The organism is Microbacterium sp., assembly GCF_035556355.1.
Taxonomy (GTDB): Bacteria; Actinomycetota; Actinomycetes; order Actinomycetales; family Microbacteriaceae; genus Microbacterium.
Window position 1 is genome coordinate 24,542 of the sequence record NZ_DATMFG010000048.1, and the last position, 24,883, is coordinate 49,424.

Annotated in this window: 24 protein-coding genes and 1 pseudogene; 10 read left to right on the top strand and 15 right to left on the bottom strand. The window is 70.8% G+C overall.

The window, feature by feature from the left end; all coding sequences use genetic code 11:
- Positions 1 to 11: 11 nt before the first annotated feature.
- Entirely contained in the window at positions 12 to 1,358 is a 1,347-nt protein-coding gene (locus tag VNR19_RS13680; protein WP_325727642.1) for a DUF2252 domain-containing protein, read from the bottom strand.
- A gap of 142 nt (positions 1,359 to 1,500) precedes the next feature.
- Between VNR19_RS13680 and VNR19_RS13685 the strand changes: the two genes are divergently transcribed.
- Positions 1,501 to 2,589: an AI-2E family transporter gene (locus tag VNR19_RS13685; protein ID WP_325727644.1), complete on the top strand. Its 1,089-nt coding sequence runs from the start codon at positions 1,501 to 1,503 to the stop codon at positions 2,587 to 2,589.
- Between the two features lie 28 nt (positions 2,590 to 2,617).
- Here VNR19_RS13685 and VNR19_RS13690 read toward each other — a convergent pair whose 3' ends face one another.
- The 4 genes from VNR19_RS13690 to VNR19_RS13705 all read right to left on the bottom strand — a co-directional run bounded on the left by VNR19_RS13690 (position 2,618) and on the right by VNR19_RS13705 (position 5,085).
- The gene (locus VNR19_RS13690; protein WP_325727646.1) at positions 2,618 to 2,950 is read right to left on the bottom strand and encodes an SHOCT domain-containing protein; all 333 of its coding nucleotides are present in this window, start codon (positions 2,948 to 2,950) and stop codon (positions 2,618 to 2,620) included.
- A gap of 13 nt (positions 2,951 to 2,963) precedes the next feature.
- Positions 2,964 to 3,440: a DUF6325 family protein gene (locus VNR19_RS13695; protein WP_325727648.1), complete on the bottom strand. Its 477-nt coding sequence runs from the start codon at positions 3,438 to 3,440 to the stop codon at positions 2,964 to 2,966.
- 149 nt (positions 3,441 to 3,589) lie between these two features.
- Positions 3,590 to 4,480: an LLM class F420-dependent oxidoreductase gene (locus tag VNR19_RS13700; RefSeq protein WP_325727650.1), complete on the bottom strand. Its 891-nt coding sequence runs from the start codon at positions 4,478 to 4,480 to the stop codon at positions 3,590 to 3,592.
- A gap of 14 nt (positions 4,481 to 4,494) precedes the next feature.
- Positions 4,495 to 5,085, bottom strand: coding sequence for a hypothetical protein (locus VNR19_RS13705; protein WP_325727652.1), 591 nt, complete (start codon positions 5,083 to 5,085; stop codon positions 4,495 to 4,497).
- Between the two features lie 108 nt (positions 5,086 to 5,193).
- Between VNR19_RS13705 and VNR19_RS13710 the strand changes: the two genes are divergently transcribed.
- From VNR19_RS13710 to VNR19_RS13730, 5 genes are all read left to right on the top strand, one after another.
- Positions 5,194 to 6,438 carry a glycosyltransferase gene (locus tag VNR19_RS13710; protein WP_414684185.1) on the top strand — a complete coding sequence of 415 codons (1,245 nt, stop codon included), beginning with the start codon at positions 5,194 to 5,196 and terminating at the stop codon, positions 6,436 to 6,438.
- A gap of 4 nt (positions 6,439 to 6,442) precedes the next feature.
- Positions 6,443 to 7,678 carry a glycosyltransferase gene (locus VNR19_RS13715; RefSeq protein WP_325727654.1) on the top strand — a complete coding sequence of 412 codons (1,236 nt, stop codon included), beginning with the start codon at positions 6,443 to 6,445 and terminating at the stop codon, positions 7,676 to 7,678.
- 237 nt (positions 7,679 to 7,915) lie between these two features.
- A complete protein-coding gene (locus VNR19_RS13720; RefSeq protein ID WP_325727656.1) occupies positions 7,916 to 8,935 on the top strand; it encodes a GlxA family transcriptional regulator in 1,020 nt (339 codons plus the stop codon).
- A gap of 183 nt (positions 8,936 to 9,118) precedes the next feature.
- Entirely contained in the window at positions 9,119 to 11,335 is a 2,217-nt protein-coding gene (locus tag VNR19_RS13725; protein ID WP_325727658.1) for an ATP-dependent Clp protease ATP-binding subunit, read from the top strand.
- A 139-nt stretch (positions 11,336 to 11,474) separates the two neighbouring features.
- The gene (locus VNR19_RS13730; RefSeq protein ID WP_325727659.1) at positions 11,475 to 12,614 is read left to right on the top strand and encodes an epoxide hydrolase family protein; all 1,140 of its coding nucleotides are present in this window, start codon (positions 11,475 to 11,477) and stop codon (positions 12,612 to 12,614) included.
- A gap of 19 nt (positions 12,615 to 12,633) precedes the next feature.
- Here VNR19_RS13730 and sigJ read toward each other — a convergent pair whose 3' ends face one another.
- A complete protein-coding gene (gene sigJ, locus VNR19_RS13735) occupies positions 12,634 to 13,524 on the bottom strand; it encodes an RNA polymerase sigma factor SigJ (protein WP_325727660.1) in 891 nt (296 codons plus the stop codon).
- Positions 13,517 to 14,101: a carboxymuconolactone decarboxylase family protein gene (locus VNR19_RS13740; RefSeq protein WP_325727662.1), complete on the bottom strand. Its 585-nt coding sequence runs from the start codon at positions 14,099 to 14,101 to the stop codon at positions 13,517 to 13,519. Before VNR19_RS13740 ends, sigJ begins: the two co-directional genes overlap by 8 nt.
- 94 nt (positions 14,102 to 14,195) lie before the next feature.
- Here VNR19_RS13740 and VNR19_RS13745 point away from each other — a divergent pair, with 94 nt between their 5' ends.
- Entirely contained in the window at positions 14,196 to 15,038 is an 843-nt protein-coding gene (locus VNR19_RS13745) for a UbiA family prenyltransferase (protein WP_325727664.1), read from the top strand.
- 123 nt (positions 15,039 to 15,161) lie between these two features.
- Here the strand turns inward: VNR19_RS13745 and VNR19_RS13750 are convergent, their stop codons facing one another.
- The 6 genes and pseudogenes from VNR19_RS13750 to VNR19_RS13770 all read right to left on the bottom strand — a co-directional run bounded on the left by VNR19_RS13750 (position 15,162) and on the right by VNR19_RS13770 (position 20,840).
- Positions 15,162 to 16,304, bottom strand: coding sequence for an FAD-dependent oxidoreductase (locus VNR19_RS13750; protein ID WP_325727666.1), 1,143 nt, complete (start codon positions 16,302 to 16,304; stop codon positions 15,162 to 15,164).
- The gene (locus VNR19_RS13755; protein WP_325727668.1) at positions 16,297 to 17,010 is read right to left on the bottom strand and encodes a methyltransferase domain-containing protein; all 714 of its coding nucleotides are present in this window, start codon (positions 17,008 to 17,010) and stop codon (positions 16,297 to 16,299) included. The genes VNR19_RS13750 and VNR19_RS13755 overlap by 8 nt, the downstream gene beginning before the upstream one ends.
- Positions 17,007 to 18,179, bottom strand: a complete 1,173-nt coding sequence (locus tag VNR19_RS13760; RefSeq protein ID WP_325727670.1) for a type III polyketide synthase — start codon at positions 18,177 to 18,179, stop codon at positions 17,007 to 17,009. Before VNR19_RS13760 ends, VNR19_RS13755 begins: the two co-directional genes overlap by 4 nt.
- Positions 18,180 to 18,273: 94 nt before the next feature.
- Positions 18,274 to 18,576: an alpha/beta fold hydrolase gene (locus tag VNR19_RS13765; RefSeq protein WP_325727672.1), complete on the bottom strand. Its 303-nt coding sequence runs from the start codon at positions 18,574 to 18,576 to the stop codon at positions 18,274 to 18,276.
- 31 nt (positions 18,577 to 18,607) lie between these two features.
- Positions 18,608 to 19,375, bottom strand: a pseudogene (locus tag VNR19_RS17315) (alpha/beta fold hydrolase); the annotation flags it as partial.
- Between the two features lie 7 nt (positions 19,376 to 19,382).
- Positions 19,383 to 20,840: an MFS transporter gene (locus tag VNR19_RS13770; RefSeq protein ID WP_325727674.1), complete on the bottom strand. Its 1,458-nt coding sequence runs from the start codon at positions 20,838 to 20,840 to the stop codon at positions 19,383 to 19,385.
- Between the two features lie 57 nt (positions 20,841 to 20,897).
- Here VNR19_RS13770 and VNR19_RS13775 point away from each other — a divergent pair, with 57 nt between their 5' ends.
- Together VNR19_RS13775 and VNR19_RS13780 are read left to right on the top strand one after the other, a co-directional pair.
- Complete coding sequence (locus VNR19_RS13775; RefSeq protein ID WP_325727676.1) at positions 20,898 to 21,437, top strand: winged helix-turn-helix domain-containing protein; 540 nt, start codon at positions 20,898 to 20,900, stop codon at positions 21,435 to 21,437.
- Between the two features lie 76 nt (positions 21,438 to 21,513).
- On the top strand, positions 21,514 to 21,924 hold the full coding sequence (locus VNR19_RS13780; protein WP_325727678.1) for a VOC family protein: 411 nt from the start codon (positions 21,514 to 21,516) through the stop codon (positions 21,922 to 21,924).
- Positions 21,925 to 21,981: 57 nt separating this feature from the next.
- Here VNR19_RS13780 and VNR19_RS13785 read toward each other — a convergent pair whose 3' ends face one another.
- Positions 21,982 to 23,088 carry an ABC transporter permease gene (locus VNR19_RS13785; protein ID WP_325727680.1) on the bottom strand — a complete coding sequence of 369 codons (1,107 nt, stop codon included), beginning with the start codon at positions 23,086 to 23,088 and terminating at the stop codon, positions 21,982 to 21,984.
- Positions 23,085 to 23,969, bottom strand: coding sequence for an ABC transporter ATP-binding protein (locus VNR19_RS13790; protein ID WP_325727682.1), 885 nt, complete (start codon positions 23,967 to 23,969; stop codon positions 23,085 to 23,087). The genes VNR19_RS13785 and VNR19_RS13790 overlap by 4 nt, the downstream gene beginning before the upstream one ends.
- A gap of 238 nt (positions 23,970 to 24,207) precedes the next feature.
- Between VNR19_RS13790 and VNR19_RS13795 the strand changes: the two genes are divergently transcribed.
- Positions 24,208 to 24,786, top strand: a complete 579-nt coding sequence (locus VNR19_RS13795) for an NADPH-dependent FMN reductase (RefSeq protein ID WP_325727684.1) — start codon at positions 24,208 to 24,210, stop codon at positions 24,784 to 24,786.
- Positions 24,787 to 24,883 lie beyond the last annotated feature (97 nt).

Consider the following 24,883-nt stretch of genomic DNA (forward strand, 5'->3'; position numbering starts at 1 on the left):
AGCCGGTGCGTCTAGATGGCGGTGTCGACGAAGAGCTCGTAGTCGCGCCGCGACAGCTCGGCATACGCGTAGGCCCACTCGAGGATCGCCTCGCCCACGACCCGGCCGTTGCCGATGTAGCCGACGACCGCGGGCGCGACGACCGCCTGCGCGTGGGCGCGCGCGAGCACCGCCGCGCACGCATCCGCGTAATGCCGGAACGGCACGTCGTCGAGCAGCTCGGTGTCGACGCCGCCCTTCATGTCGCGGAACTGGCGCACATAGAAGTCGACGCCCCGCGCCGCGCGGAGATGCCCCAGCATGGGGTCGGACAGCGCCTGCAGGATGCGCTGCAACGCGACGACGCGGCCGCCCTCGCCGTGCTCCTCGATGTAGGCGGTGACCTCGGCCGGCTGCTGGATCCCGCCGTGCTCGATGAGCACGCTCCGGCCGGCCTCCTTCGCCTGCAGCAGCAGCGCGTTGCCGTCGCCGTCCTGCAGCAGCACCAGCGCGCATTGCGTGCCGACGCTGCCGACGCCCACGACGCGCCGAACGATGTCGGTCATCACGTAGTGCCGCATGAGCAGGCGGATGTCGACGTGGACCGACTCCGTGTACCGCCGGATCGCCTCGAGGATGTTCTCCTCGACGACCTCGTCGACGTGCGTCATCGTCGGCGGCGCCTCGACGAACCGCAGGCGGCCGTCCTCGCCGCGCTCGGTGAGCTTGCGCGCGGCGCGCTCGCCCGTGCGGTGCTTCGCCTCGCGCATCGCCTTGCGCATCGTGCTGCGCGTCTCGGCGTCGAGCTCGCCGAAGACGGCCTTCGGGTCGAAGTGCAGGTAGTAGCGATCCGTGGGGCTGGTCGCCGCGACCGCCGCCAGCTGGCGCGCATACGTGCGCACTGCCGACAGCGCCGCCTCCTCGACCACGCGCTGATTGCGGTTCACCGCCTGGCCCGAGATGACGATGCTCGTGACCAGCCGCTTCACGTCCCACTCCCACGGCGCCCATGCGCCCTCGTCGAAGTCGTTGAGGTCGAACACGAGCGTGCGCTGGGGCGACGCGTAGAACCCGAAGTTCGCGACGTGCGCGTCGCCGCACGACGGGACGAGGATGCCCGTGCTCGGACCGGCCGCGAGGTCCGCCGCCATGATCGCGGCCGTCCCCCGGTAGAACGCGAACGGGCTCGCCGCCATGCGCTCGACGCGCAGCGGCACGAGGTCGGGCACACGCGTCGCGTTCTGCGCCTGGATGATGCCGATCGGGTCGCGCCGGCCGTCGCCCAGCCGCGAGAGCCGGCTGCGCGGCACGTCGCGTCGGCGCTCGCGGCCCTCGGCCTCGCGCGCACCGTGGTCGGGAAGAAGCGGGGTCGCCGACATCGCATGCTCCTCACGCGTCCGCAGCGCGGGTGGCTGATCTGCGATCACTGTATTGCCGCAGCCCCGCGGCGGCGAGGCGGTCGCGTGGCGCACGCCGCGCGCCGTGCACGCGGCGGGGAGGGTGCGGCCTAGCCTGGGCCTCGTGAAGCGCAGCGATCCGGCCGCCGCGGCATCCGCCCCCGTCCTCTCTCCGACGCTGCGGGTGCTCATCGGACTCGCAGCCGCGGTCATCGCGCTCGCGGGGCTCTTCTTCGCACGCGAGGTGGTGGGGCCGCTCGTGCTCGGGGCCGTGCTCGTGATCATCTGCCACCCGGTGCGGCATCCGCTCGAGCGCTCGGGGTGGCCGCGCTGGGCGGCGACGACCGCCGTCATCGTGGTCGCCTACCTCGTGGTGGCGGCGCTCGCGCTCATGCTCTTCTGGGCGGGCGTCGAGTTCACGCGCCTCGTGATCGACTTCCAGGACGAGCTGCAGGACTTCGCCGCGTCGGTCGTGGAATGGCTGCATTCGGTCGGGCTCGATGAACAGGCGGCGGATGCCACGGCATCCGTCCTTCGCCCGTCCAACGTCATCGCGTTCGTCACGTCGCTCAGCGGGACGGTCGTCGGCGTGCTCACGGCGCTGTTCTTCGTGCTCGCCTACGTGATCTTCATGGCCGCGGATGCCGCGCGGTACTCGCGTGCCGAGTCGTCGTTCGGGGTGACGGCGCGCCCGGCGCTGACACGCTTCCAGCGGTACAGCTCGGGCGTGCGCCGGTACTACGTCGTGAACGCGTCGTTCGGAGCGATCGTCGCGATCATCGACGGTCTCGCGCTGTGGGCGGTCGGGGTGCCCGCGCCGGTGGTGTGGGCGATCCTCGCGTTCGTGACGAACTTCATCCCGAACATCGGCTTCGTGCTCGGGCTCATCCCGCCCGCCGTGCTCGCGCTCGTCGTCGGCGGGTGGCCGCTCATGCTCGTCGTGATCGCGATCTACATCGTCGTGAACGTCGTGCTGCAGGTGCTCGTGCAGCCGAAGTTCGTGAGCGACGCGGTGAGCCTGAGCCTCACGCTGAGCTTCTTCTCGGTGATCTTCTGGACCTTCGTGATCGGGCCCCTCGGCGCGATCCTCTCGATCCCGCTCACGCTCCTCGTGCGCGCGCTCGTGCTCGAGGGTGATCCCGACGCGCGCTGGCTGCGCTGGCTGTCGGGCGATGCGGATGCCGCGCGCCCACCGCGACCGACCGCGACGTGACGCCGCGGAGGTCGGGCGCCGGCGGGTCTCAGCCGAGCAGCTTCGCCTTCGCGGCTGCGAACTCCTCGTCGCTGAGCACGCCCGCCTCCTTGAGCGATGCGAGCTTCTGCAGCTCGGCCACGACGTCGACACCGCCGGCGGGCGGCGCGGGCGCCTGAGCCGCAGGTGCGGCAGGCGCAGCCTGCTGCTGCGCGGCCTGCGCCTGCTGCTGCGCGGCTTCGTACTGCTGCTGCTGCTCCTGCGCCTTCTTCTGCTGCTTCGCCTGCATGCTTCCGCTCACGGCGGTCGCGGTGCCCGCGACGACGGCGGTGCGTGCGGCGAGGCCCACGAGCCCGGGGCGTCCCACTCTGCGTACGAGCATCTCGGTTCCTTCCTCAGTCCGCGGCGTCGGCTTCTGCCACGACCGCCTCGAGCTCCGCTTCGACTTCCGCGTCGGCCAGGTCGGCGACGGCATTCACGACGGGCGCGGGGATGCGCTCCGATGTGAGCACGACCCCTCCGGACGCGGCCAGGCGGCTCGCGAGCTCGCGCACGAAAGCGAGCTCGATCGCGACGACGGCCGCCGAACTGCCGGGCGGCACGTGCTCCGCGAACCCGACGATGTCCTCCTCGCCGGTGATGCCGAGGGCCGCGAGCTCATAGTCCCGCAGCCCGTACTCGTCGAGCTCCTCCTCGATCTCGATGACGTCCACGTCACCGCTCTCGGACTTGCTCACGATGACGAAGTCGAGGAGCCGCACGAGTCCGCTCTCGACGAGGTCGAAGAGCCCGGACATCACACTCGGATCCGGGCGCTCGCCCTCGAACCCGATGAGGAACAGCTCCACGGGTCCGTACCTGAACTCGGCCATACTCGCCCCTTCCTCGCCAAGCCCGACGACACCGTCGGCACCTGGTCAGGGCACCGTCGTCGGCGCCCCGTCGCCGTTTGGTGTTCAGTATCGCGGCGTGGGCACGAGTGCGCCAGAGCGCCCGTGCATCCGGCGCGCGGGGCCGGCCGTCAGCCGGCGACGCTCTCGTTCACGCGATCGCGCCACCGGAGGAGCGGCTCCAGCTGAGCGAGGTCGTAGTCGGGCCCGTCGATCGCCGGGATGAGGAAGCGGAACCCGAGCTCGTGCAGACGGTCGAGCCGGCCGTCGAGCAGCGGACCGAAGCCGCGCACGGTGTAGCCCGTCGACAGTTCGATCTCCGCGGGGTCGCGGCCCTCGCGCGCGCACCAGTCGTGCAGCACGCCGATCTTGCGCGGCAGGTCGTCGAGCCGCGTGAAGGTGTGCCAGATGTCGGCGTACCGCGCGACGAGCCGCAGCGTCTTGCGTTCGCCCTGCCCGCCGATGAGCACCGGGATCCTCCGGGTGGGCGGCGGGTTCAGCGCATCCCACCGCCGAAGGATGCGCGGCAGATCCTCGGCGAGGTCGTCGAGGCGCGAGCCGACGGTGCCGAACTCGTATCCGTACTCGTCGTAGTCGCGCTGCGCCCAGCCCGAGCCCGTGCCGAAGATGAGACGGCCGGTGCCCGTCGCCCGTGCGCTCAGGTGGTCGACCGTGCGCGCCATGTCGGCCTGCAGGTCGGGGTTGCGGTACGAGCTGCAGTTCACGAGCGGGCCGAACTCCACGCGCTCGGTCATCTCAGCCATCGCCGCGAGCACCGTCCACGACTCGAAGTGCTCACCGTCGTACGGCGGCGTCAGCGGAAAGAAGTGGTCCCAGTTGAAGATCGCGTCCACACCGATGTCCTCGGCCCGCAGCACCGCGTCGCGGAACTGCCCGATCGTCGCATGCTGGGGGGAGAGCTGCACGCCGATGCGCACGGGGCGACCGGATGCCGGATGCACCGTGCCGGCGGCAGGGTCGGCGGTCGGAGGAACGTCGGTGCTCGTGCTGGTGCGGGTCATGGCATCCGTCTCGGTCAGGGTTCGATGCGCAGCACGGTCGGCGCCTCGCCGATCGTGAGGTCGTCGACGACGCGCAGCGTGCGGGCGAGGTCGTCGACCGGGCCGATGACCGTGCCGAAGCGCTCGCGGTCGCTGCACACGGCGGTCAGCGTCACGAAATGGGTGCCCGTGTCCCACGTGTACGTCGCGAACGGAGGCGTGCGGCCGTCGCTCGGCAGCGGCATAACGAGGCGTTCGCCCGTGCCGAGGTGCGGATTGCCGAAGTCCTCGGTGTCGTCGTACTCGATGGGCATCATCGCGCGCGCGGCGCGCAGCTGCGGCGTCGCCTCCTGCACCTGAGCCATCGCGACGAGCAGGTCGGGGTCGCTGCGCCACACCCACACGAGCACTCGTCCGCCCGCGCGGCGGATGAGGAACGGCGCCGCCTGGCTCATGACCCACGCCATCGCGCCGCTGGCCGGTCGCTCGGCGGCGCCCATCGCGCGGTTGGCCTGGGTGAGCAGCATCCGTATCGCGGCCTTGCGGTGCCGCCTCCCGCGGAAACCCAGCGATCCGGTCACGGGAACCCAGCGGTCGGCGGGTGCGTCGGCCTGCAGTCGGGGCATCCATCCAGGGTAGATGGCCTGGCGCACCCCGGGTCCGCAGGACCCCTCGGGTACAGTTGATTGGCCGCAGTGCCCCCGCCGGCCTCAGCAGATTGGCAGCCCTCACCCGTGACCGATCCCGCGACGCCCGACGACTCCCGCGCCGACGCCGTGCCCCCTCGATCCGACCGAGAGGCCGCCACGCCGCGCCCGCTGACCGTCCTCATCGGCGCCGACACGTTCCTCCCGCACGTCAACGGCGCCGCACGCTTCGCCGAGCGCCTCGCGGCGGGACTCGTCGCGCGCGGGCACGACGTGCACGTCTCGGCGCCCAGCGCCGGCCACCGCAACCACGGCACCTTCGTCGAGACGATCGAGGGCCGGCAGATGACCGTACACCGGCTGCCGTCGTGGCGCTGGTACCCGCACGACTGGCTCACCTTCGTGCTGCCGTGGATGTCGAAGCACTACGCGCGCAAGGTGCTCGACGAGGTCAAGCCCGACGTCGTGCACATCCAGTCGCACATCGTGATCGGGCGTGGGCTCGCCCGAGAGGCGCGCAAGCGGGGCATCCCGATCATCGCGACCAATCATGTGATGGCCGAGAACATCGTCGACTTCACGACCCTGCCGCCGGTCCTCGACAACCTCGTCGTGCGGCTCGCGTGGAAGGATGCCGAGCGCACGTTCAAGATGACGCGCGCCGTCACGACGCCGACCCGACGCGCCGCGGACTTCCTCGAGTCGACGATCGACATCAAGGGCGTGATCCCGATCAGCTGCGGCATCGAGGCGTCGAACTACCAGGCCGATCTCACGCCGCGCGATGCCAACCGCCTGATCTTCGTCGGCCGTCTCACGACCGAGAAGCAGATCGACGTGATCCTGCACGCGATGGCCAAGCTCGACCCTGCTCTCGACGTGACGTTCGACATCGTCGGCAACGGAGACCAGCGCCGCAACCTGGAGCAGCTCACCGCGAGGCTCGGGCTCGCGGAGCGCGTGACCTTCCACGGCTACACGAGCGACGAGGATCTGCGCGCGCTCCTCACACGTGCGAGCGCTTTCGTGATCGCGTCGATCGCGGAGCTCCAGTCGATCGCGACGATGGAGGCGATGGCCTCGGGTCTGCCGGTCATCGCCGCGAACGCGGTCGCCTTGCCTCACCTCGTGCACGACGGCGAGAACGGCTACCTCTTCGAGCCGGGAAACGTCGACCAGCTCGCCGAGCTCATCACGAAAGTGCTCACGCAGACGCCCGAGGAGCGCCTGCGCATGCAGAAGGCCTCGCTCGAGGGCGTCAAGGTGCACGACATGACCCGCACGCTCGAGACCTTCGAGGCGCTGTACCGCGGCGAGCCGCTGCCGGAGTGACGACGTGCACGTCGTGATGTTCGGCGACCAGCACCTCGCGACGATGGGCGGGGCGCAGGTCTCGATGCGGCTTCAGCAGCAGTTCCTCGAGAGGGCCGGGCATACGGTCACCGTGGTGGCGCCCGCGCTTCACGGTCGCGCGCGGCAGCGACTGATCGGCGGCGTCGACGCCTTTGTGGACCTGCCGTCGATTCCCATCACGCCCGACCGCGAGTACGCGCTCACGTGGCCGGGACGCCGCGCCGACCGGTTCGTCGACGCCGCGCTGGCGAAGCGCCCACCCGTCGACATCGTTCACGTGCAGGGCGACTTCTGGGGCGCGTTCATCGGCCACCGGTTCGCCGCCCGCCACGGGCTGCCGGTCGTGCACACGATGCACAACCGCGTCGACGTCGGGATCGAGGCGACGACGCCTTTCCCGAAGCTCGTGCTCGGCGCGCTCAACTGGTGGCAGCAGCGCGCGGCCGCGGGTCCGCTCCGCATGCCGGGCCGGGACGGATGGACGTACCTGCGTCGATTCGCCGAACTGGCGGATGCGGTCACCGCCCCCTCCTCGCACTTCGCGCGGCGCCTCGAAGAGAACGGCGTGCTCCCCGGCGGCAAGCGCGCCGCGAGACGGAGCGTCGACGTCGTGTGGAACGGCATCGACGACGACATACTCGACGAAGTGCTCGCGACCGCGGAGGACGAGCGCGAACCCGGCCCGCCGCGCTTCGTGTGGCTCGGGCGCATGAGCCCCGAGAAACGGCTGCTCCCGTTCCTCGAAGCGGTCGCGGAGTCGGGGGTCGTCGCCGATGTGGTCGTCGTCGGGGGAGGCCAGCAGCTGCGCGCGGCGCAGCGGATCGTCGAGGAGCGCAAGCCCGCGGCATCCGTCTCTTTCGTCGGCCGTTTGAGCTACCCCGAGACGCTGCGCACGATCCGACGAGCCGATGCGGTCGTGCAGACCTCGATCGGCTTCGAGACGCAGGGGATGACGATCTTCGAGGCGGCGTCTCTCGGGACGCCGTCGATCGTGAGCGACCCCGATCTGGCGCGCGAGCTCGGTTCGGGACTGTGGCAGGTGGCGGACGACGCGGATGCCGCGGCAGACGTCGCCGCGCTGGCGGAGGCTCTGCGCCGCGCCGCGGCCGACGTCGAGGCAGGAACCGCGCCGGAGCCGGATGCGGCGATCCGCGAGCGGTTCCGCCAGTCGTCGCGCACGGCGGCGATGGTGGACGTCTACGACCGCGTGCGGTCCTGACGCACCGCCGTCGCCGCGCGCGAGCGGATCAGACCAGGCGAGTCCGGTCGAGGGGGACCGGGCGGAAGTCGTCGCTCGAGAGCCGCGCGAATGTCGCGACCAGCCCGGCGACGGCGAGGGCACCGAATGCGATGAGGATGAACATGGCAGAAACGCTACGCTTGCAATCTTTCTGCCACGAGTGGCAGGATGGACACCGTTCGCACGAATCCTGCCACGTCAGCACCGGAGGTACTCATGAAGACGGTCGCCTGCATCGTCACCGAGGGTTTCGCGCCGTTCGAGTTCGGCGTCGCGTGCGAGGCCTTCGGTCTCGACCGGTCTGACGACGGCATCCCGAACTTCGACTTCCGCATCGTGACGCCCGACCCCGGTGCCGTCTCGTCGAAGATGGGCTTCTCGATCAACGTCGAGAACGACCTGTCGTTCGCGTACGAGGCCGACCTCGTGGTGGTGTCGCCGACGCCCCGCCAGTACTGGGACCGCATCGACGAGCGCGTGCTCGACGTCGTGCGCGACGCGGTCGCACGCGACGCGTGGGTGCTGAGCGTCTGCAGCGGCTCGTTCGTGCTCGCCGCCGCCGGCGTGCTCGACGGCCGGCGCGCCACGACGCACTGGATGTACGCCGAGGCGATGGCCGAGATGTACCCGAAGATCGAAGTCGACCCCGACGTGCTGTACGTGCAGGACGGGCACATCATCACGAGCGCCGGCACCGCCGCGGGGCTCGACGCATGTCTCCACCTGCTGCGCCAGGAGCTCGGGGCCGAGATGACGAACCGCATCGCGCGCCGCATGGTCGTGCCGCCGCAGCGCGACGGCGGGCAGGCGCAGTTCATCGTGAAGCCGCTGCCCGAGGTGCAGTCGCTGTCGCTCGCCCCGGTGACCGACTGGATGCTCGAGAACCTGCGCCTCGACCTCACCGTCGACCAGCTCGCCGCGAAGGCGCACATGTCGCCGCGCACGTTCGCCCGGCGGTTCAAGGCGGACTACGGCGCGACTCCCGCCGCGTGGCTCGCGCGCCAGCGCATCATCCACGCGCAGCGCCTGCTCGAGCAGACCGACCTGGGGCTCGACCGCATCGCATACGAGAGCGGCTTCGGCTCGGCGGCGGTGCTCCGCCAGAACTTCTCGCGGGTGCTCGGCATCACTCCGACCGCGTATCGCGCGCGTTTCTGCTGCACGCGTGACGACACGAAGACGGATGCCGGGGCCGAGGCATCCGCCGCGCAGAAGCAGCTCGAGCCCGTCGCCTGACGGCCGTCTCCGGGCTCTTGGGGGCGGCTTACCGACCTTGGGGCGCATTTCTGCCGCCCAAGGTCGGTTTCGCGCCCTGAACCCAGTGGAGACTCCGCGAGCGGCGTTGATCTGAGCGGGGGCGGCTGGTAAACTTGAGCCAGATCGACTCAAGTTTAGAGTCCCACAGATTTCAGGAGCCACATGAACGCCACCCAGATGCCCGGGCAGGAGGAGTCGCAGAGCGCCCTCGAGCAGTTCGGGATCAACCTCACCGACCGCGCCCGACAGGGCAAGCTCGACCCGGTGATCGGCCGCGACGCCGAGATCCGCCGTGTCAGCCAGGTGCTCACCCGGCGCACGAAGAACAACCCCGTGCTGATCGGCGAGCCCGGCGTCGGCAAGACCGCCGTCGTCGAGGGCCTCGCGCAGCGCATCGTCGCGGGCGACGTCGCCGAGAGCCTCAAAGACAAGGAGCTCGTCGCACTCGACATCTCCGCGCTCGTCGCCGGTGCGATGTACCGCGGTCAGTTCGAGGAGCGCCTCAAGAGCGTCCTCAAAGAGATCACCGAGTCCGAGGGGCGCATCATCACGTTCATCGACGAGCTGCACGTGCTCATGGGCGCGGGCGGCGGCGAGGGCTCCGTCGCGGCGTCCAACATGCTCAAGCCGATGCTCGCACGCGGTGAGCTGCGCATGATCGGCGCGACGACGCTCAACGAGTACCGCGAGTTCATCGAGAAGGACGCCGCCCTCGAGCGCCGGTTCCAGCAGGTCTACGTCGGCGAGCCGAGCGTCGAAGACACGATCGCGATCCTGCGCGGACTCAAGGAGCGGTACGAGGCGCACCACAAGGTCGCCATCGCCGACGGCGCGCTCGTCGCAGCGGCGTCGCTGTCGCACCGCTACATCCCGAGCCGCCAGCTGCCCGACAAGGCGATCGACCTCATCGACGAGGCCGCGTCGCGCCTGCGCATGGAGATCGACTCGGCGCCGCTCGAGATCGACGAGCTGCGCCGGTACGTCGACCGCCTGAAGCTCGAGGAGCTCGCCCTCAAGAAGGAGAAGGACGACGCCTCGAAGGAGCGGCTCGCCGCACTGCGCGAGCAGCTCGCCCAAGAGCAGAAGCGTCTCGACGAGCTGCAGGCACGGTGGGAGCGCGAGCGCGCGAACCTCAACCGGGTCGGCGACCTCAAGACGGCGCTCGACGCCGCGCGCATCGAGGCCGAGCGTGCGCAGCGCGAGGGCGACCTCGAGAAGGCGTCGCGACTGCTGTACGCCGAGATCCCGGCGCTGGAGCGCCAGCTCATGGAGGCCGAGCGCGGCGAGGGCGACACCGGTGAGCGAATGGTCAACGACCAGGTGACCGAGGAGGACATCGCCGCGGTCATCTCGGCGTGGACCGGCATCCCGGTCGGCCGGCTCATGCAGGGCGAGACCGAGAAGCTGCTGCACCTCGAGGCCGAGCTGGGCAAGCGTCTGATCGGTCAGAAGGAGGCCGTGAAGGCCGTGTCGGATGCCGTGCGCCGCAGCCGCGCGGGCATCAGCGACCCCAACCGCCCGACGGGTTCGTTCCTGTTCCTCGGTCCGACCGGTGTGGGCAAGACCGAGCTCGCGAAGGCGCTCGCCGAGTTCCTGTTCGACGACGAGCACGCCATGGTGCGCATCGACATGTCGGAGTACGGCGAGAAGCACACCGTCTCGCGGCTCGTCGGCGCCCCTCCGGGCTACATCGGCTACGAGCAGGGCGGTCAGCTGACCGAGGCCGTGCGCCGGCGGCCGTACAGCGTCGTGCTGCTCGACGAGGTCGAGAAGGCCCACCCCGAGGTCTTCGACGTGCTGCTGCAGGTGATGGACGACGGGCGCCTCACCGACGGTCAGGGCCGCACGGTCGACTTCAAGAACGTGATCCTGATCCTCACGTCGAACCTCGGCTCGCCGATCCTCATCGACCCGACGCTCTCGTTCGACGAGAAGCGCGAGCAGGTGCAGGGCCTCGTGCGCCAGGCGTTCAAGCCGGAGTTCGTGAACCGCCTCGACGACATCGTCATCTTCCAGGCGCTCACGCAGGACGACCTCGCCCAGATCGTGGAGCTCGCGGTCGACAACCTGCAGCGTCGTCTGAAGGACCGTCGCCTGACACTCGCGGTGACGCCGGATGCGCGGGCCTGGCTCGCCGAGCGCGGCTACGACCCCGTGTTCGGCGCCCGTCCGCTCCGCCGCCTCATCCAGTCCGAGATCCAGGACCGCCTCGCGATGGCGCTCCTGTCGGGTGGCGTGCGCGACGGCGACGTCGTGCGGGTGGACGTCGCGGCCGACGGCTCGCAGCTCGTGCTCACGAGCGAGGGGCCGGCGACCGCATCCGAGCCGCCCGTCAGCGACGACGACGAGGTGATCGAGGCGGAGCTGCTCGAGGACTGATCCTCTGCCCCGGTCGCTGAACGACCGGGGTGAGGGGATCCCGCCGAACGAGGGCGGAATCCTGTCGATCTCCCTCGTTTCGAGGGATCCCCTCGCCTCGAGTCCTGACGCGCGGCCGCCGGGTCGTCATAATCGGGGCATGGCCGAGGATCTCCACCGTCCCGCCCCCATCCACGTGCCCGACGCCGACCTGGCGGATCTGCGCGAGCGTCTGCACCGCACGCGGTGGCCCGATCCGCTGCCGGCGGAGCCGTGGGAGGCGGGCGTCGACCTCGCGGTGCTGCGCGAGCTGTGCCGCGTGTGGGCCGACGACTACGACTGGCGGCAGCACGAGGGGCGGCTCAACGCGCTGGATCCGGTGCTGATCCCCGTCGACGGGGTCGAGTTGCATGTGTTCCGCGCCTGGTCGGGACGCGAGGGCGCCATCCCGCTGCTGCTCACGCACGGGTGGCCGGGGTCGGTGGCCGAGTTCCGGTACGTCATCGAGCCGCTCGTCGACCCGGTTCCGGGGCGCCCTGCCTTCGACCTCGTCATGCCGACACTCCCTGGGTTCGGGTTCGGCAGCAAGCCGGCCGAGCCGGGGTGGGGGCCAACGCGCATCGCGAACGCGCTCCACACGCTCATGACCGAAGAGCTCGGCTACGAGCGGTACGGCGTGGCCGGAGGCGACTGGGGTGCGATCGTGGGCTCGCGCCTCGCGCAGCTGCACGCGGCATCCGTCATCGGGTTCCACACGCACCTTCCCCTGCTGAGCAACCACCGCCAGTCGTGGTGGGAGGACGACCCGACCGAGCGCGAACGCGCCGCCCTCGACCGCTGGAACGCGATGGATGCGACGGGTCGCGCGTACGCGATGATCCAGTCGACGAAGCCCCAATCCCTCACGGTCGGCCAGACCGACTCGCCCGCAGGGCTCGCCGCGTGGGTACTCGAGAAGTTCGAGGCGTGGAGCGACGGCGGGCTCGGCGTGTTCCACGCCGACGACCTGCTCACGAACCTCATGTTCTACTGGGCGCCGCGCTCGGCGGCGTCGTCGGCGATGATCTACTTCGAGTCGCGCCTCGACCCCGAAGGTCGCGTGCACCCGATGCCCGACGTTCCGACCGGCGTCGCGGCGTTCCCGGGCGAGATCAACCCCGTCTCGCGTCGGTGGGTCGAGCCGCACCACCGGCTCGTGCACTACTCCGAGCCGCCGCGCGGCGGGCACTTCGCGGCTCTCGAGCAGCCCGACCTCTACGCGGCCGATGTCGCGGAGTTCTTCGGGTCGCTGCCGCGGTGACCCGCTCGCGCGCGTGCCGTCACGCGAGCACGTGCGCGAGCTTGTCGGGGTTGCGCACGAGGTAGATCGCCGTGATGAGCCCGTCGTCGACCACGAGGGTCACCGTGCCGTCGAGCCCGTCGGTGCGCGCCATGAGGATCGCGGCCTCGCCGTTGACGTCCCCGAGCCTCAGGCTCACCGGCGCGTCGGGGCGCTCCATCACGCCGCGCGCGAAGCGCAGCACCTTCTCGACGCCGTGGATCGGCCTGAGGGCCGCGCGCCGCTTGCCGCCGCCGTCGGTCACGAGCACGACGTCCGGCGACAGCAGCCGCACGACGTCTTCGATCGATCCACCGGCGGCCGCGGCGAGGAACCGCTCGGTCACCTCGCGGTGGGTCGAGCGATCGACCGGATGCCGCGGCGCCCGCTCCCGCACATGCTCACGTGCCCGGTGCACGAGCTGCCGAGCGGCTTCGGGCGTGCGACCGAGCGCGGTCGCGACCTCGTCGAAGGGGAGGCCGAACACCTCGCGGAGCACGAACGCTGCCCGCTCGGGCGGTGACAGGGACTCGAGCACGACGAGCATGGCGAGCGAGACCGACTCCGCGAGATCCGCCGCATCCGCCGGGTCGCCGGTCGCGCGCGAGCCGAGCACCGTCACGTCGCCGACGGGCTCCGGGAGCCACGGTCCGACGTAGTCCTCGCGCAGCCGCGCTTGGTGACGTGCCGCGTTCAGCGCCTGCCGACTGGCGGCGCGCAGCAGGTACGCGCGGGGGTTGCGCACGGTCGCGAGGTCGACCTCCGCCCAGCGCAGCCACGTCTCCTGCACGGCGTCCTCCGCGGCGGCGAGGCTCCCGAGGATCCGGTAGGCCGCGCCGGTCATCGCCCGGCGATGCTCTGCGAACAGGCGGGCGTGCTCGTCGTCAGCCACGGGCGGCTCCGACGGCATCCGTGGCCATGGCGGCGGGGAGTTCGCACTGATCCTTGAAGCCCTGGCTCGTGAGCCCCATCGCGGCGTTCGTGCGCGAACGCTGGTTCTCGAGCGAGATGAGGGCGGTCAGCTCGACGACCTGGGCGTCGGTGAGCTCCGCGCGAAGGCGCTCCACGAGCTCGTCGGTGACGGTCGGAGGCGTCGCGGTCATGGCGTCAGCGTATTCCAGCACGGCTCGCTCGAGTGGGGTGAAGACGGTGCTCGTCTCCCAGTCGGGCACAGCGCGGAGCTTCGCGGGGTCGACGCCGCGGTGGTGGTACTCCCAGTACCCGAAGTCCATGCACCACGTGCATCCGATCACGGCGGCCGTCCGCATGACGGCGAGCGCCTGCAGCGTCGGATCGGCCTTGCGCCAGCGGCCCGCACCGAGCTCGGTGGCATACATCGTGTACAGGACGCCCGGGTGGTGCGCGGCGACGAGGCCGGGGTCGATCACCGTGCCCAAACGCCGGCGGCTCATCGCGCGGAGTGCGCGAGCGTGCAGGCTGCGGCCGTGGTCGAGCGGGATGCGGGCCATGATTCCTCCTCAGATGCGGTCTCACCGGGAAGACACCCGCCGCATCGCGATTCGTGACAAGGGCGACGGGTCGAGCGCTGTGAGAGCATCGAGCGTGCGCACCGTCCAGGCTCTGTGGGGATCGTCGCATCCGGGGCCGACGCTCGTCGTGACCGCGCTGTCGGTCGCTCTCGGCATCGCGGTCGGCCTCGCGCCGTGGCGCCTCGTCCTGCTCGTGCTCGCGGTGTTCGCGGGGCAGCTCGCGGTCGGCATCTCGAACGACGCGCTCGACCTCGCGCGCGACCGCGCCGTGGGGCGCACCGACAAGCCCCTCGCACGCGGGGAGGCGACGGCGACGGCGGCGTGGGTGGCGGCATCCGGCCTGCTCATCGTCTCGCTCGCCCTGTCGGCAGCGTTGGGGTGGCGGATGCTGGCCGCCCACGCCCTCGCGCTCGGATCGGCCGGGGCGTACAACGCCGGGCTGAAGTCGACGCCCTTCTCGATCGTGCCGTTCATCGTGAGCTTCGGACTCTTCCCGTCGTTCGCCCCGCTGTCGGCGCCCGATCCGGCCTTCGCCGCGGGGTGGGCGTGGATCGCGGGGGCCGCCCTCGGCGTCGCCGTGCACCTCACCAACGTGCTGCCCGACCTCGAGGACGATCGGGTGACCGGGGTGCGCGGACTCCCGCATCGCCTCGGCGCCCGCGCGTCGGCGGTCATCGCGGGGCTCGCGGTCGTGTGCGGCGCGCTCGCGGTGCTGCTCGGGCCGGTCGGCGCAGACCTCGGTGCCGTGTCGGTGCTCTCGTGGATGTTCTTCGCGGTCGTGGCGCTGTGTGCGGTCGCGACGGTCGTGTGGGCGCTTGCGGGGCATCCGGGTCGAGGGCTGTTCCGGCTCGTCATGGGCTCATCGCTGCTGCTCACGGTGCAGCTCGTCGCGGCGGGCGGGGCCCTCGCGGGGTAGCTCCTGGCGCCGAGTGCACGACTTGCCGTCGAGTGCACGGCTTCTCCGCGTCGCGGGGTCGTGCATTCGACGGCAACCCGTGCGCTCGGCGGGGAAGCGGGGACGGAGCAGCAGCGGGGCGGGCTACGCCGAGCGGTCGAAGCCCATCGCGTAGGCGTGCGCGAACAGGCGGGCCGGGCCCCGGGAGAGCATCGCGCGGAGCGCGAGCGTGCGCGCGCGATCGAGAGCGGCGGGGAGCGGTCGCCCGAGGGAGGTGTTCATCGTCGCGAGCGCGGCCGCGGTGCGGGCGGATGCCACGCGCTCGCGCTCCCACCGGCGAAGCTCCGCGTCGGGGGCGCCGCCCGAGCGCACCCACGTCTCGAGGAGCGGCGCGAGGGTCGCGGCGTCGAGCAGTCCGAGGTTGAGACCCTGTCCGCCGATCGGACTCACTTCGTGGGCGGCGTCGCCGATCACGAGGATGCGCCCGTTGCGCACGCGCGGCGCGATCGCCCGTCGCACCCCGAACGCGGTCGCGTGCTCGACGCGCTCCGCAGCCGCACCTTCGCCTCGCGCGATCATCGCCGTGCGAAGGCGCGCGAGCTGCGCGCCGGGGTCGTCCGGGGCATCGGGGTGGTCCCACGCCACGAAGCGGCGGGCGCCGTCGGGCAGCGGGAACGACTCGAGCACCCCGCGGCCGTCGACGTGCACGACGGCGACTCCGTCGTCGGGGTGGGGGCCGGTCGCGGCATCCGTCATGAGGTATCGATCGCGGTACTCGCGGGTCGGCACCGCACCCGGGCGAAACGCGAGATCGCGGCCCGACGAGCCCGTCGCGACGACGACGATCCGTGCGGTGAGCTCGATCGGGCGACCGCCGACGGCCGCACGCACGCGCACGCCGCCGTCACGCGGTACGAGCGAGAAGACGCGGGCGCTGCGCAGCGGCTCGGGCGCGCCGTCCGCAAGCACCTCCTCGGTCTTCGCCTGCGGCAGCGTCGCGACGAAGGGGAACCGGCGCGAGAGCTCGTCGAAGCGCACGACGCCGAGCACGCGACCGTTCGAGCGAGCCTCGCCGCGAGTGACGCGCACCGCGTGCGCGAGCAGCCGCTCCGTGACGCCCGACGGCTCGAGCGCCGCGAGCACGGGCGAGTGCACGCCGATCGCGCGCGAACCCGCGCCCGCCGTCGGACGCCGTTCGTAGACCTCGACGTCGACGCCGCGCCGCGCGAGATCGCTCGCGAGCAGCATGCCCACGGGCCCCGCGCCGACGACGAGCACGTCAGCCATCGCGGGCGCTCCCGTCGGCGACCGCGAGCAGCCGGAACGCGACCGGCGCCTCGATGCGCCACGTCGCGGGCTCCGCGCGGTCGAGTGCGTTCCGCAGCTCGTCGCGAGTGAAGCTGCGGCGGATCGAGCGGAGCCCGTCGATGCGCAGGAAGGTGCCTGGCGCGAACGGCGTGATGCCGATCGCGTAGAGCGCATACGCGCGGCGGCTCCGCGCGATGTCGGAGTGGAGGACGATTCCCCGCGAGAGCGCGCGCGTCCGCGCGAGGAAGGCCGTGGCATCCGCCCCGATGTGATGCAGCACGTGGTTCGAGATCACGGCGTCGAACACCTCACCGCGATCGAGCAGGGCGTCGGCGTCGGCGCACTCGAACGAGACGTTCGCCGGTGCGTCTCGGGCCACCGCGACCTCGTGCCCGCGCTGGTCGGGTTCGACGCCGACCCAGTCCACGGCGAGTCCGTCGCGCTCCGCGAGCCGGGCGAGGCGCACGAGCAGGTCTCCGCCGCCCGAGCCCAGGTCGAGCACACGCGCCGGACGCGCGAGCGCCGCAAGGCGCGGCGCGAGCCGGGTGCGGTACACGACGCCCCACCCCGACACGAGACGGTTGATGGTCTCGAAGCGCCGCAGCGTCGCTCGGAGTCGCTCCGGGTCGCACGCGGGGTCGTCCATGAGCTCCTCGAGCTCGACCGCGCGCACGGCGAGCGTCATGCCGACACTCCCGGCGCGGCCACCGCCGCGAAGTCCTCGACGTCGAGGTCGACGTCGGCCGTTCGCGGCATTCGCCTCGTCATGATCGCCGACTCGACGGTGAGCCCCGGACCGAACGCGAGCCCCGCAACGGTCGCTCCGTCGCCCACCGCCTCGTTGTCGCGCAGCAGCTCGCGCAGGATGAACAGGACCGTCGCGCTCGACATGTTCCCGTAGTCGCGCAGCACGGCGCGCGACGCCGCAAGGGACGAGGGGTCGAGCTCGAGCCCCGCCTCGACGCGATCCAGCACGCTGCGTCCGCCCGGATGCACCGCCCACGCGTCGGGCGCGGGGCTGCCCGCGAGGAACCGGTCGACCGCGCCCCGGATCTCGCGTCCGATGATGCGCGGCACCTCGGCCGACAGCACCATCTCGAAGCCGTGGTCGCCGATCCGCCACACCATGTCGTCTTCGCCCTCGGATGTCAGCGCCGTCGCGAACTCCTCGAGTACGAGTCCGCCGCCGTCTCCGATGTCGTCCACCGCGGTCACGATCGCCGCGGCGGCTCCGTCGGCGAAGACGGATGCCGCGACGATCTGCTGCGGGTCGGTGGACGTCGTGAGGTGCAGCGAGCACAGCTCGGCGCACACGACGAGCACGACGGCGTCCGGCTGCGCCGTGCAGATGCGCGCCGCGAGGCGAAGCGCCGGCAGCGCCGCCGCGCATCCGATGAACCCGAGGTGATAGCGCTCGACGGTCGGCGGGAGCCCCAGGTCGCGCACGAGGCGGTAGTCGGGGCCGGGGGCGAAGAATCCGGTGCACGACACCGTGACGACATGGGTGACCGCGGATGCGTCGGCCGAGGCATCCGTCATCGCCGCCTTCGCCGCTTCGGCGTACAGCGGCGGCGCGAGCTCGACGTACGCGGCGTTGCGCGCGCCGGTGGTCGGCATCCGCAGCACACCGTCCGGTCCGAGGAATCGCGGCCCGGCCCCGCCGGGGACGCCCCCGCCCAGCTCGGCGATCACCGTGTGACGCGTCTCGATCGCGGCCGCGTCGAACGCCGCGCGGATGCGCCGCTGCGCGAGGCGGTCGGCGCCGGGCTGCGCCGCGAAGAGCTCGCGCACCTGTTCCTGCGTCACGCGCGTCGCGGGGACGGCCGTTCCGACCGAGACGATGCGAGGGGCCATGCGCCTACACAACCATTTCACGCGGGTTCGTGGGGGGTGGCTTGCGAGATTCGCACGCGGAGCGTAGGAGCCGTCGCGCATCCGTGCCCCCGGGTCAGCGCCGGTGGCGCTCAGCGAGGAACGACTCGATGCGCGCCTCGAAGTCCCGTCGCACCGCGGGGTCGCCCCACCAGATGAGGTGGCCGAACTGGTCGACCGCGATGAGCTCCGAGCGCGGCAGCTTCTCCTCGGCGTTCACCGAGTTCGCGAACCCGATGTCGCCGTCGTTGCGGCTGCCCACGATGAGCGCGGGTGCCCTGACGCGCGAGAACGGCAGCTCGCCGAGCTCCTGCTGGACGCGCACGTCGTTCATCAACCCGTCGAACCGCGGGAGCGCCGGCACCATCGCGTCGCTCATCGCGAGCACCTCTCGCTTCTGTGCGGGGTCGCGCAGCACCTCGTCGATGAGCTTTCTTGCCGGTCTCGGGGTCGTAGGTCGTCGCGGTCTTCACCCATTCGCGCATGCTGAGCGCGGGCATCAGATGCATCGTGCGGTTGATGACGAAGTAGGCGACGTTCTGGAACCGCCGCGTCATCACAAGGCGCGCGAGCGGACTGCTGAGCTGGTCTTCCGAGAGCTCGGTGCGCTGCGAGACCGCCGACAGCAGGACGAGAGCAGTCGTGCGCTCCGGATGCCGCGCCGCGAACTGGACCGCCGCGGGCCCGCCCGCCGACACACCCACGACCGCGACGCGATCGATGCGCAGCACATCCAGCAGGGCCGCCGCCACGTCGGCCTGCTGTTCGGGCGAGCCGCCGTTCTTGATCGGGGTGCCCAGGTACCCGGGGCGGTCGGGGGTCAGCACGCGGTAGCCGGCCCGCACGAGGTGCTCGAGGAAGAACCATCCGTTGTGCCCGACGCTTCCGCCGTGGAAGTGGAGCACGACCGGCCCATCGCCGCGCTGGCCGTACTCGACGCGACCGAGCGGGGTCGAGACGATCCAACTGTCGCGCGACGCGCGCTCGGTCACGGCCTTCAGCCAACGCCGGTACCACGCCCACAGAAGAAGCCAGAGCAACCCGATCGCCGCGACGGTGCCGGCGACCCACCAGAACCAGGTCACAAGCCCAAGGTACGGTCGCGGATCCGAGCCAGGCAAACGGCACGGGCGAACGGATGCCCCGCTCCGCCGCACAGGAAAGGCGGGGCAGGGCATCCGTCGGCTAGCGCTTGGCCTCGTCGCCCTCCGTGTGCTCGGCGTGCGCGTCGGGGAGGTCGCGCATCGTCCAGAAGGGTCCGATCACGACGAACAGGCCGGCGAGCAGCTCGCCGACGGCCGCGATCCAGATCGTCGGGACCGTACCCAGCCACGTGCCGAGACCGCCCGCGATGAGCGCCGCGATCGGCATGACTCCCCACACGACGAACCGCACCGACGCGTTCATGCGGCCGAGCAGACGCGGCGGCGTGATGCGCTGGCGGAACGTCACCTGGGTGATGTTGTAGAGCAGGACCGTGAAGCTCATCAGGAACATCTGGACGACCAGCAGCGGGAACACGATCGCGGGGAACAGCGACACCATCGGCAGCAGGAATGGCGCGATCGAGAAGACGATGCCGCTGACGGGGATCGCGCGCGCCTCGCCGATGCGCGCGACGATGCGCGGCGTGGCGATCGCGCCGAGGAGCCCGCCCACCGCCGACAGGGAGAACACGATGCCCAGCGCCTGCGGCGTGAGCCCCAGCTCGCGCAGCACGAAGATCGGGTACAGCGTCATCGCGATCGTGCCGAAGAAGTTCGCCGTCCCCGTCGTCAGCACGATGCGGCGCAGAAGCGGATTGCCGAAGACCCAGCCCAGTCCCTCGCCGATCTCCTTGAGCAGGGGCCCGTGGTCTTCGGGCTTGCGCAGACGCTCGTGGTCGCGCGTGGACAGGAGGGCGAAGAACGACGCGATGTAGGTGCCGACCGTGAAGAGGATCGCGAGGGGCGCCGCGAGCACGCCCACGAGCCATCCGCCTGCGGCCGGCCCGGCGAGCCCCGCGAGCTGCTCGGTCGACTGGAGCTTGCCGTTCGCTTCGGCGATCTGGTCGGACCGCACGAGCGACGGCACGATGCTCTGGTTCGACACGTCGAAGAACACGGTCGCGATGCCCATCACGAGCATCACGACGTAGAGGTGCCACATCTCGAGCATGCCGAGCACCGCGAGCAGGGGGATCATCGCGAGGGCGACCGCGCGTACGAGGTCGGCCATGATCATGACGTGCCGCTTGCGCATCCGGTCGATCCACGCGCCGGCCGGAAGGCCGACGACGAGGAACGCGGCGACTTGGGCGGCGCCCAATACGCCGACCTGCCATTCGGTCGCGTTCAGCAGCAGCACCGCGAGCACCGGGATCGCGAGCTCGGTGATCTGCGCACCGAACTGGCTGAGCGCCTGACCCGTCCACATCGTCAGGAAGTTGCCGTCGTGCCACAGAGAGGGCTTGCGTGCGGCCGGTGCGCTCGGCTGCGCGGCTTCTCGATCGGCGAGCACCGCCTCGTCGGCACCGGCACGAGACGTGGGCACGGATGCCTCGGCCCGCGCTTCGGCGAGCACGCCCTCGTCGAGTGCGATGCTCTCGGCGTGTGCGGCTCCGTCGGCGCGAGCGGCGCGCTGGGGATCGGCCGGTTGAGACATGTCAATCAGTCTGCGCGTCTGATTGAGAAAAGTCAATCACCACTCTAGGCTGGCCGTGTGGTGCGATATCGCGAGGAGCGGGTGGAGCTGCATCCGGGGGATGCCGAAGCCGAAGCGCGCATGCGCGCACTCAGTTCGCCGCTGCGGCTGCGGGTGCTGCGTCTGTGCGCGTTCGAGTCGCGTACCAACAAGGAGCTGGCCGAGCTGCTCGGCGTGAATCCGGGCACGATGCTCCACCATGTGCGCACGCTCGTGCAGACGGGCTACCTCGCGCCCGAACCCGAGCGCACAGGGGCGCAGGGTGCGCGCGAGGTGCCCTATCGCGCGACCGGCCTGTCGTGGCGCACGTCGATGCCCGAAGGGTCGAACACCCTCGTCGAGGTCTTCCTGCAGCAGATCGAGGGGCTGCAGCCCGACGATCTCGACATCACGTGGCTGGGGCTCAAGCTCAACGAAGAGCACAAGGCCGAGCTCGAGCAGCGGCTGTACGACCTCGTGCAGGAGTTCAAGGAGCGCGGCCCCGATCCCGACGGCCGGCCGTACTCGCTCTTCACGGCGCTGCACCCCGACCTCAACCCGCCGTCCGGAAGGTCGTAGGAAGAGCACCCTCGACAACGGCGGCCGAACGGAGGATCGTTTCCGACGGGGGAGGCCAAACCCGACGGAGGCCACCATGTTCACTCCCGACAAGCCGTTCTCGAGCTTCGCGGTTCCCGATGTCGACGCCGCGGTCAGGTTTTACCGCGACACGCTCGGGATGACCGTCAGCGTCTACGAGGAGATGGGCGGCGGCTTCACGATCGCGCTGCCGCAGGGCGGCCACATCCTCGTCTACCCGAAGGAGGACCACGAGCCGGCCGTGTTCACGATCCTCAACTTCGACGTCGGCGACGTCGAGGCGGCGGTCGACGACCTGAACGGGCGCGGCGTCGTGACGAAGATCTACACCGACCCCGACTACGGCACCGATGAGAAGGGCATCTCGCGCGGGTTCGAGGGCGGCCCCGACATCGCATGGTTCCGCGACCCGGCGGGCAACGTCATCGCAGTCGGGCGCATGTCTCCTGACATGACGGGCGAATGAGACGGATGCCTCGCCCCGAGTCACGCGGGGCGAGGCATCCGGGTCGGCCGAGTCGGATCAGCCGTTGAGCGCCTCGGTCAGCTTGACGCGCGCACCCATCCGCAGCAGCGAGTTCTGGTAGATGCGGGCGCCCACGAGGATCGCCGCGACGCACGTGGCGACGAGGATCACGAGCGACACGAGCGGCTCCCACCACTGCGCCTCGCCGAGGAACAGCCGCATGGGCATGCCGACCGGCGCCGAGAACGGCACGTACGACATGACGCCGAGCACGACCGGGTTGTCGTTGAAGAAGATCACCAGGAAGTACGGCGCCATGATGAGCATCGTGAGCGGCGTCGTGGTCGAGCCGATGTCCTCCTGGCGCGACACCATCGAGGCCGCGGCCGCGAACAGCGACGCGAGCAGGATGAAGCCGAACAGGAAGAACACCGCGAACCACGCGATCGGCACGCCGAGACCCTGGAGGAGCTCGGTCTGGCCGGTGATCGTGAGCCCGATGATCGCGATCGCCGCGAGGATGAGGATCTGCGCCATCGCGAGGATCGTGTTGCCGATGACCTTGCCGGCCAGGAGCACGCGCACCGGGATGGCCGAGATGAGCAGCTCCACGACGCGCGTCTGCTTCTCCTCGACGACGCTCTGCGCGATCGTGCCGCCGAACAGGGACGCGGCCAGCAGGAACACGATGCCGAAGCCGATCGCGGCGATGTAGCCGAGCGCATCGTTGACCGCGTCGGGATCGAGCAGCTCGACGGGCGGTACCTGTGCGAGCGTCAGGAGCAGCTGCGTCGGGGGAGACGAGTCCGCGATGACGGTGAAGCCGAGCGGCGACGACGGGTCCGCGACGATCGCCGCGTCGACGTCACCCGCCTCGACGAGCGACTCGGCGGCCGAGCGGTCCGCGACCTCGGTCACGTCGAGACCCTCCGCGTCGGCGACGTACCGAGTCGCATCCGTCGTCACCGCCACCGGCGTGCCCGACGACGACGCGGCCTGGAAACCGCCCCAGATCACGAGCGCGAGCGCCCCGATGAACAGGATCGCCGTCGAGATGACGAACGCCTTGCTGCGCAGCTTCGAGCCGATCTCTCGCTCGGCGACGAGCCAGACGCCCTGCGCGGCGCTCAGACCGTTCGTGGGTGTGGGAGTGATCGTGCTCACTGGATGACCTCCTTGAAGATCTGGGCGAGGGTCGGATGCCGCGGCGCGAAGCTCGCGACATCACCCTGCGCGACCGCCCGGCGCAGCACGCGCTGGGCCGTCTCGTCGCTGTCGGCGTCGAACACCGCGTAGCCGCCGTCGAACTCGAGCACCTCGACGCCCGGCTCGTCGCGCAGCCAGCCCGCGTCGCCCGCCGAGACGAGCTCGAACCGGCGGCTCGAGTGCTCGTCGCGCAGACGGTCGCGGGCGCCCGCGGCGCGGATGGTGCCGTTGGCGATGATGACGAGGTCGTCGCACAGGCGCTCGACCACGTCGAGCTGGTGCGACGAGAAGAGGACCGCCGCGCCCTGCGCCGCGCGCTGCTGCAGCACTCCCGCGACGACGTCGACCGCGAGCGGGTCGAGCCCCGAGAACGGCTCGTCGAGGATGAGCACCGACGGGTCGTGCACGAGAGCCGCGGCGATCTGGGCGCGCTGCTGGTTTCCGAGCGAGAGCGTCTCGACGTTGTCGTTCAGGCGCTCGCCGAGTCCGAGCTGCTCGAGCAGATCGGTGGCGCGGGCCGTGGCATCCGCCTTGCTGAATCCATGCAGGCGCGCGAGGTACACGATGTGCTCGAGCACCTTCATCTTCGGATAGAGCCCACGCTCCTCGGGCATGTACCCGAAGTAGCGGCGGTGGGAGGCGGTGACCTCGGCGCCGTCGAGCGTCACCGTGCCGGCGTCCTTCGCGAGCACCCCGAGCACGATCCGCATCGTGGTGGTCTTGCCGGCGCCGTTTCCGCCGACGAAGCCGGTCAGCCGGCCAGGGCGCACGTCGAACGAGACGTCGTCGAGCACCCGCCGTCCGCCGTAGCTCTTGGTTATGCCTCGAAGTTCGAGCATCCGCGTCTTCCTTTCGCGTGCATCTGTGTCGCCTTCGACGCTACGGATGACGCCGCCCGCGAACCTCCCCCGCAGGGCGGATCTTGCGGCCTCCGCCCTCCGGATGAGCGGTCTCCGCCATCCCGTGGGACACGGGCCGTGGTTCATGCGGGGAATACATAAGCTCGGAATACGTTCACGCGAATGGAAATCCACGGCGGATCCCCGTCGGGGGTCGCCCTGAGCTGAAAGAGGAACCATGACCGACCGGACCATCGGCTACATCGTCGGGAGCATCTCGTCCACCTCGATCAACCGTCGCCTCGCGAAGGCCCTGGAGCGCCTGGCCCCCGAGGGGACGACGCTCGTCGAGATCCCGATCAAGGACCTTCCGTTCTACTCTCCCGACTACGACGCCGACTTTCCGCAGGTCGCCCGCGACTTCAAGCGGGCCCTCGCCGACGTCGACGGAGTCATCATCGTGACTCCCGAGTACAGCCGCTCGATCCCCGGCGTACTCAAGAACGCGCTCGACTGGGCCGCCCGCCCGTGGGGCCAGGGCTCGTTCAACGGCAAGCCGACCGCCGTCATCGGCACCTCTGGCGGCGGCATCGCCACCGCAGCGGCGCAGCAGCACCTCAAGGCCATCCTCAGCCACCTCAACGCTCCCACGCTCGGTCAGCCGGAGGGCTACGTTCAGACGACCCCCGGCCTGTTCACCGAGGACGGCGAGGTCACCAACGAGCAGACCGTCGAGTTCCTCACCGCGTACCTCGAGGCGTTCCTCGCCCTCGTCGACCGCTACGCACCCGCGCGCGAGTCCGCGGTCGCTGCGTAAGCACGCAAGCCTCCCGGATGCCCCCGCCCGGCGCCCTTCGCGGCGCGTGGGTCGGGGCATCCGTCGTGTCGTCGAGCCAAACCCTTCGTGCCCCACG

Excerpts from the sequence above, each read along its gene's own strand:
- VNR19_RS13680 (WP_325727642.1), bottom strand. The coding sequence starts at position 1,358 with ATGTCGGCGACCCCGCTTCTTCCCGACCACGGTGCGCGCGAGGCCGAG.
- VNR19_RS13705 (WP_325727652.1), bottom strand. The coding sequence starts at position 5,085 with ATGCCCCGACTGCAGGCCGACGCACCCGCCGACCGCTGGGTTCCCGTG.
- VNR19_RS13740 (WP_325727662.1), bottom strand. The coding sequence starts at position 14,101 with ATGGCCCGCATCCCGCTCGACCACGGCCGCAGCCTGCACGCTCGCGCA.
- VNR19_RS13750 (WP_325727666.1), bottom strand. The coding sequence starts at position 16,304 with ATGGCTGACGTGCTCGTCGTCGGCGCGGGGCCCGTGGGCATGCTGCTC.
- VNR19_RS13695 (WP_325727648.1), bottom strand. The coding sequence starts at position 3,440 with ATGGCCGAGTTCAGGTACGGACCCGTGGAGCTGTTCCTCATCGGGTTC.
- VNR19_RS13725 (WP_325727658.1), top strand. The coding sequence starts at position 9,119 with ATGAACGCCACCCAGATGCCCGGGCAGGAGGAGTCGCAGAGCGCCCTC.
- VNR19_RS13795 (WP_325727684.1), top strand. The coding sequence starts at position 24,208 with ATGACCGACCGGACCATCGGCTACATCGTCGGGAGCATCTCGTCCACC.
- VNR19_RS13770 (WP_325727674.1), bottom strand. The coding sequence starts at position 20,840 with ATGTCTCAACCGGCCGATCCCCAGCGCGCCGCTCGCGCCGACGGAGCC.
- VNR19_RS13690 (WP_325727646.1), bottom strand. The coding sequence starts at position 2,950 with ATGCTCGTACGCAGAGTGGGACGCCCCGGGCTCGTGGGCCTCGCCGCA.
- VNR19_RS13780 (WP_325727678.1), top strand. The coding sequence starts at position 21,514 with ATGTTCACTCCCGACAAGCCGTTCTCGAGCTTCGCGGTTCCCGATGTC.
- VNR19_RS13700 (WP_325727650.1), bottom strand. The coding sequence starts at position 4,480 with ATGACCCGCACCAGCACGAGCACCGACGTTCCTCCGACCGCCGACCCT.
- VNR19_RS13760 (WP_325727670.1), bottom strand. The coding sequence starts at position 18,179 with ATGGCCCCTCGCATCGTCTCGGTCGGAACGGCCGTCCCCGCGACGCGC.
- VNR19_RS13730 (WP_325727659.1), top strand. The coding sequence starts at position 11,475 with ATGGCCGAGGATCTCCACCGTCCCGCCCCCATCCACGTGCCCGACGCC.
- VNR19_RS13720 (WP_325727656.1), top strand. The coding sequence starts at position 7,916 with ATGAAGACGGTCGCCTGCATCGTCACCGAGGGTTTCGCGCCGTTCGAG.
- VNR19_RS13755 (WP_325727668.1), bottom strand. The coding sequence starts at position 17,010 with ATGACGCTCGCCGTGCGCGCGGTCGAGCTCGAGGAGCTCATGGACGAC.
- VNR19_RS13790 (WP_325727682.1), bottom strand. The coding sequence starts at position 23,969 with ATGCTCGAACTTCGAGGCATAACCAAGAGCTACGGCGGACGGCGGGTG.
- VNR19_RS13765 (WP_325727672.1), bottom strand. The coding sequence starts at position 18,576 with ATGAGCGACGCGATGGTGCCGGCGCTCCCGCGGTTCGACGGGTTGATG.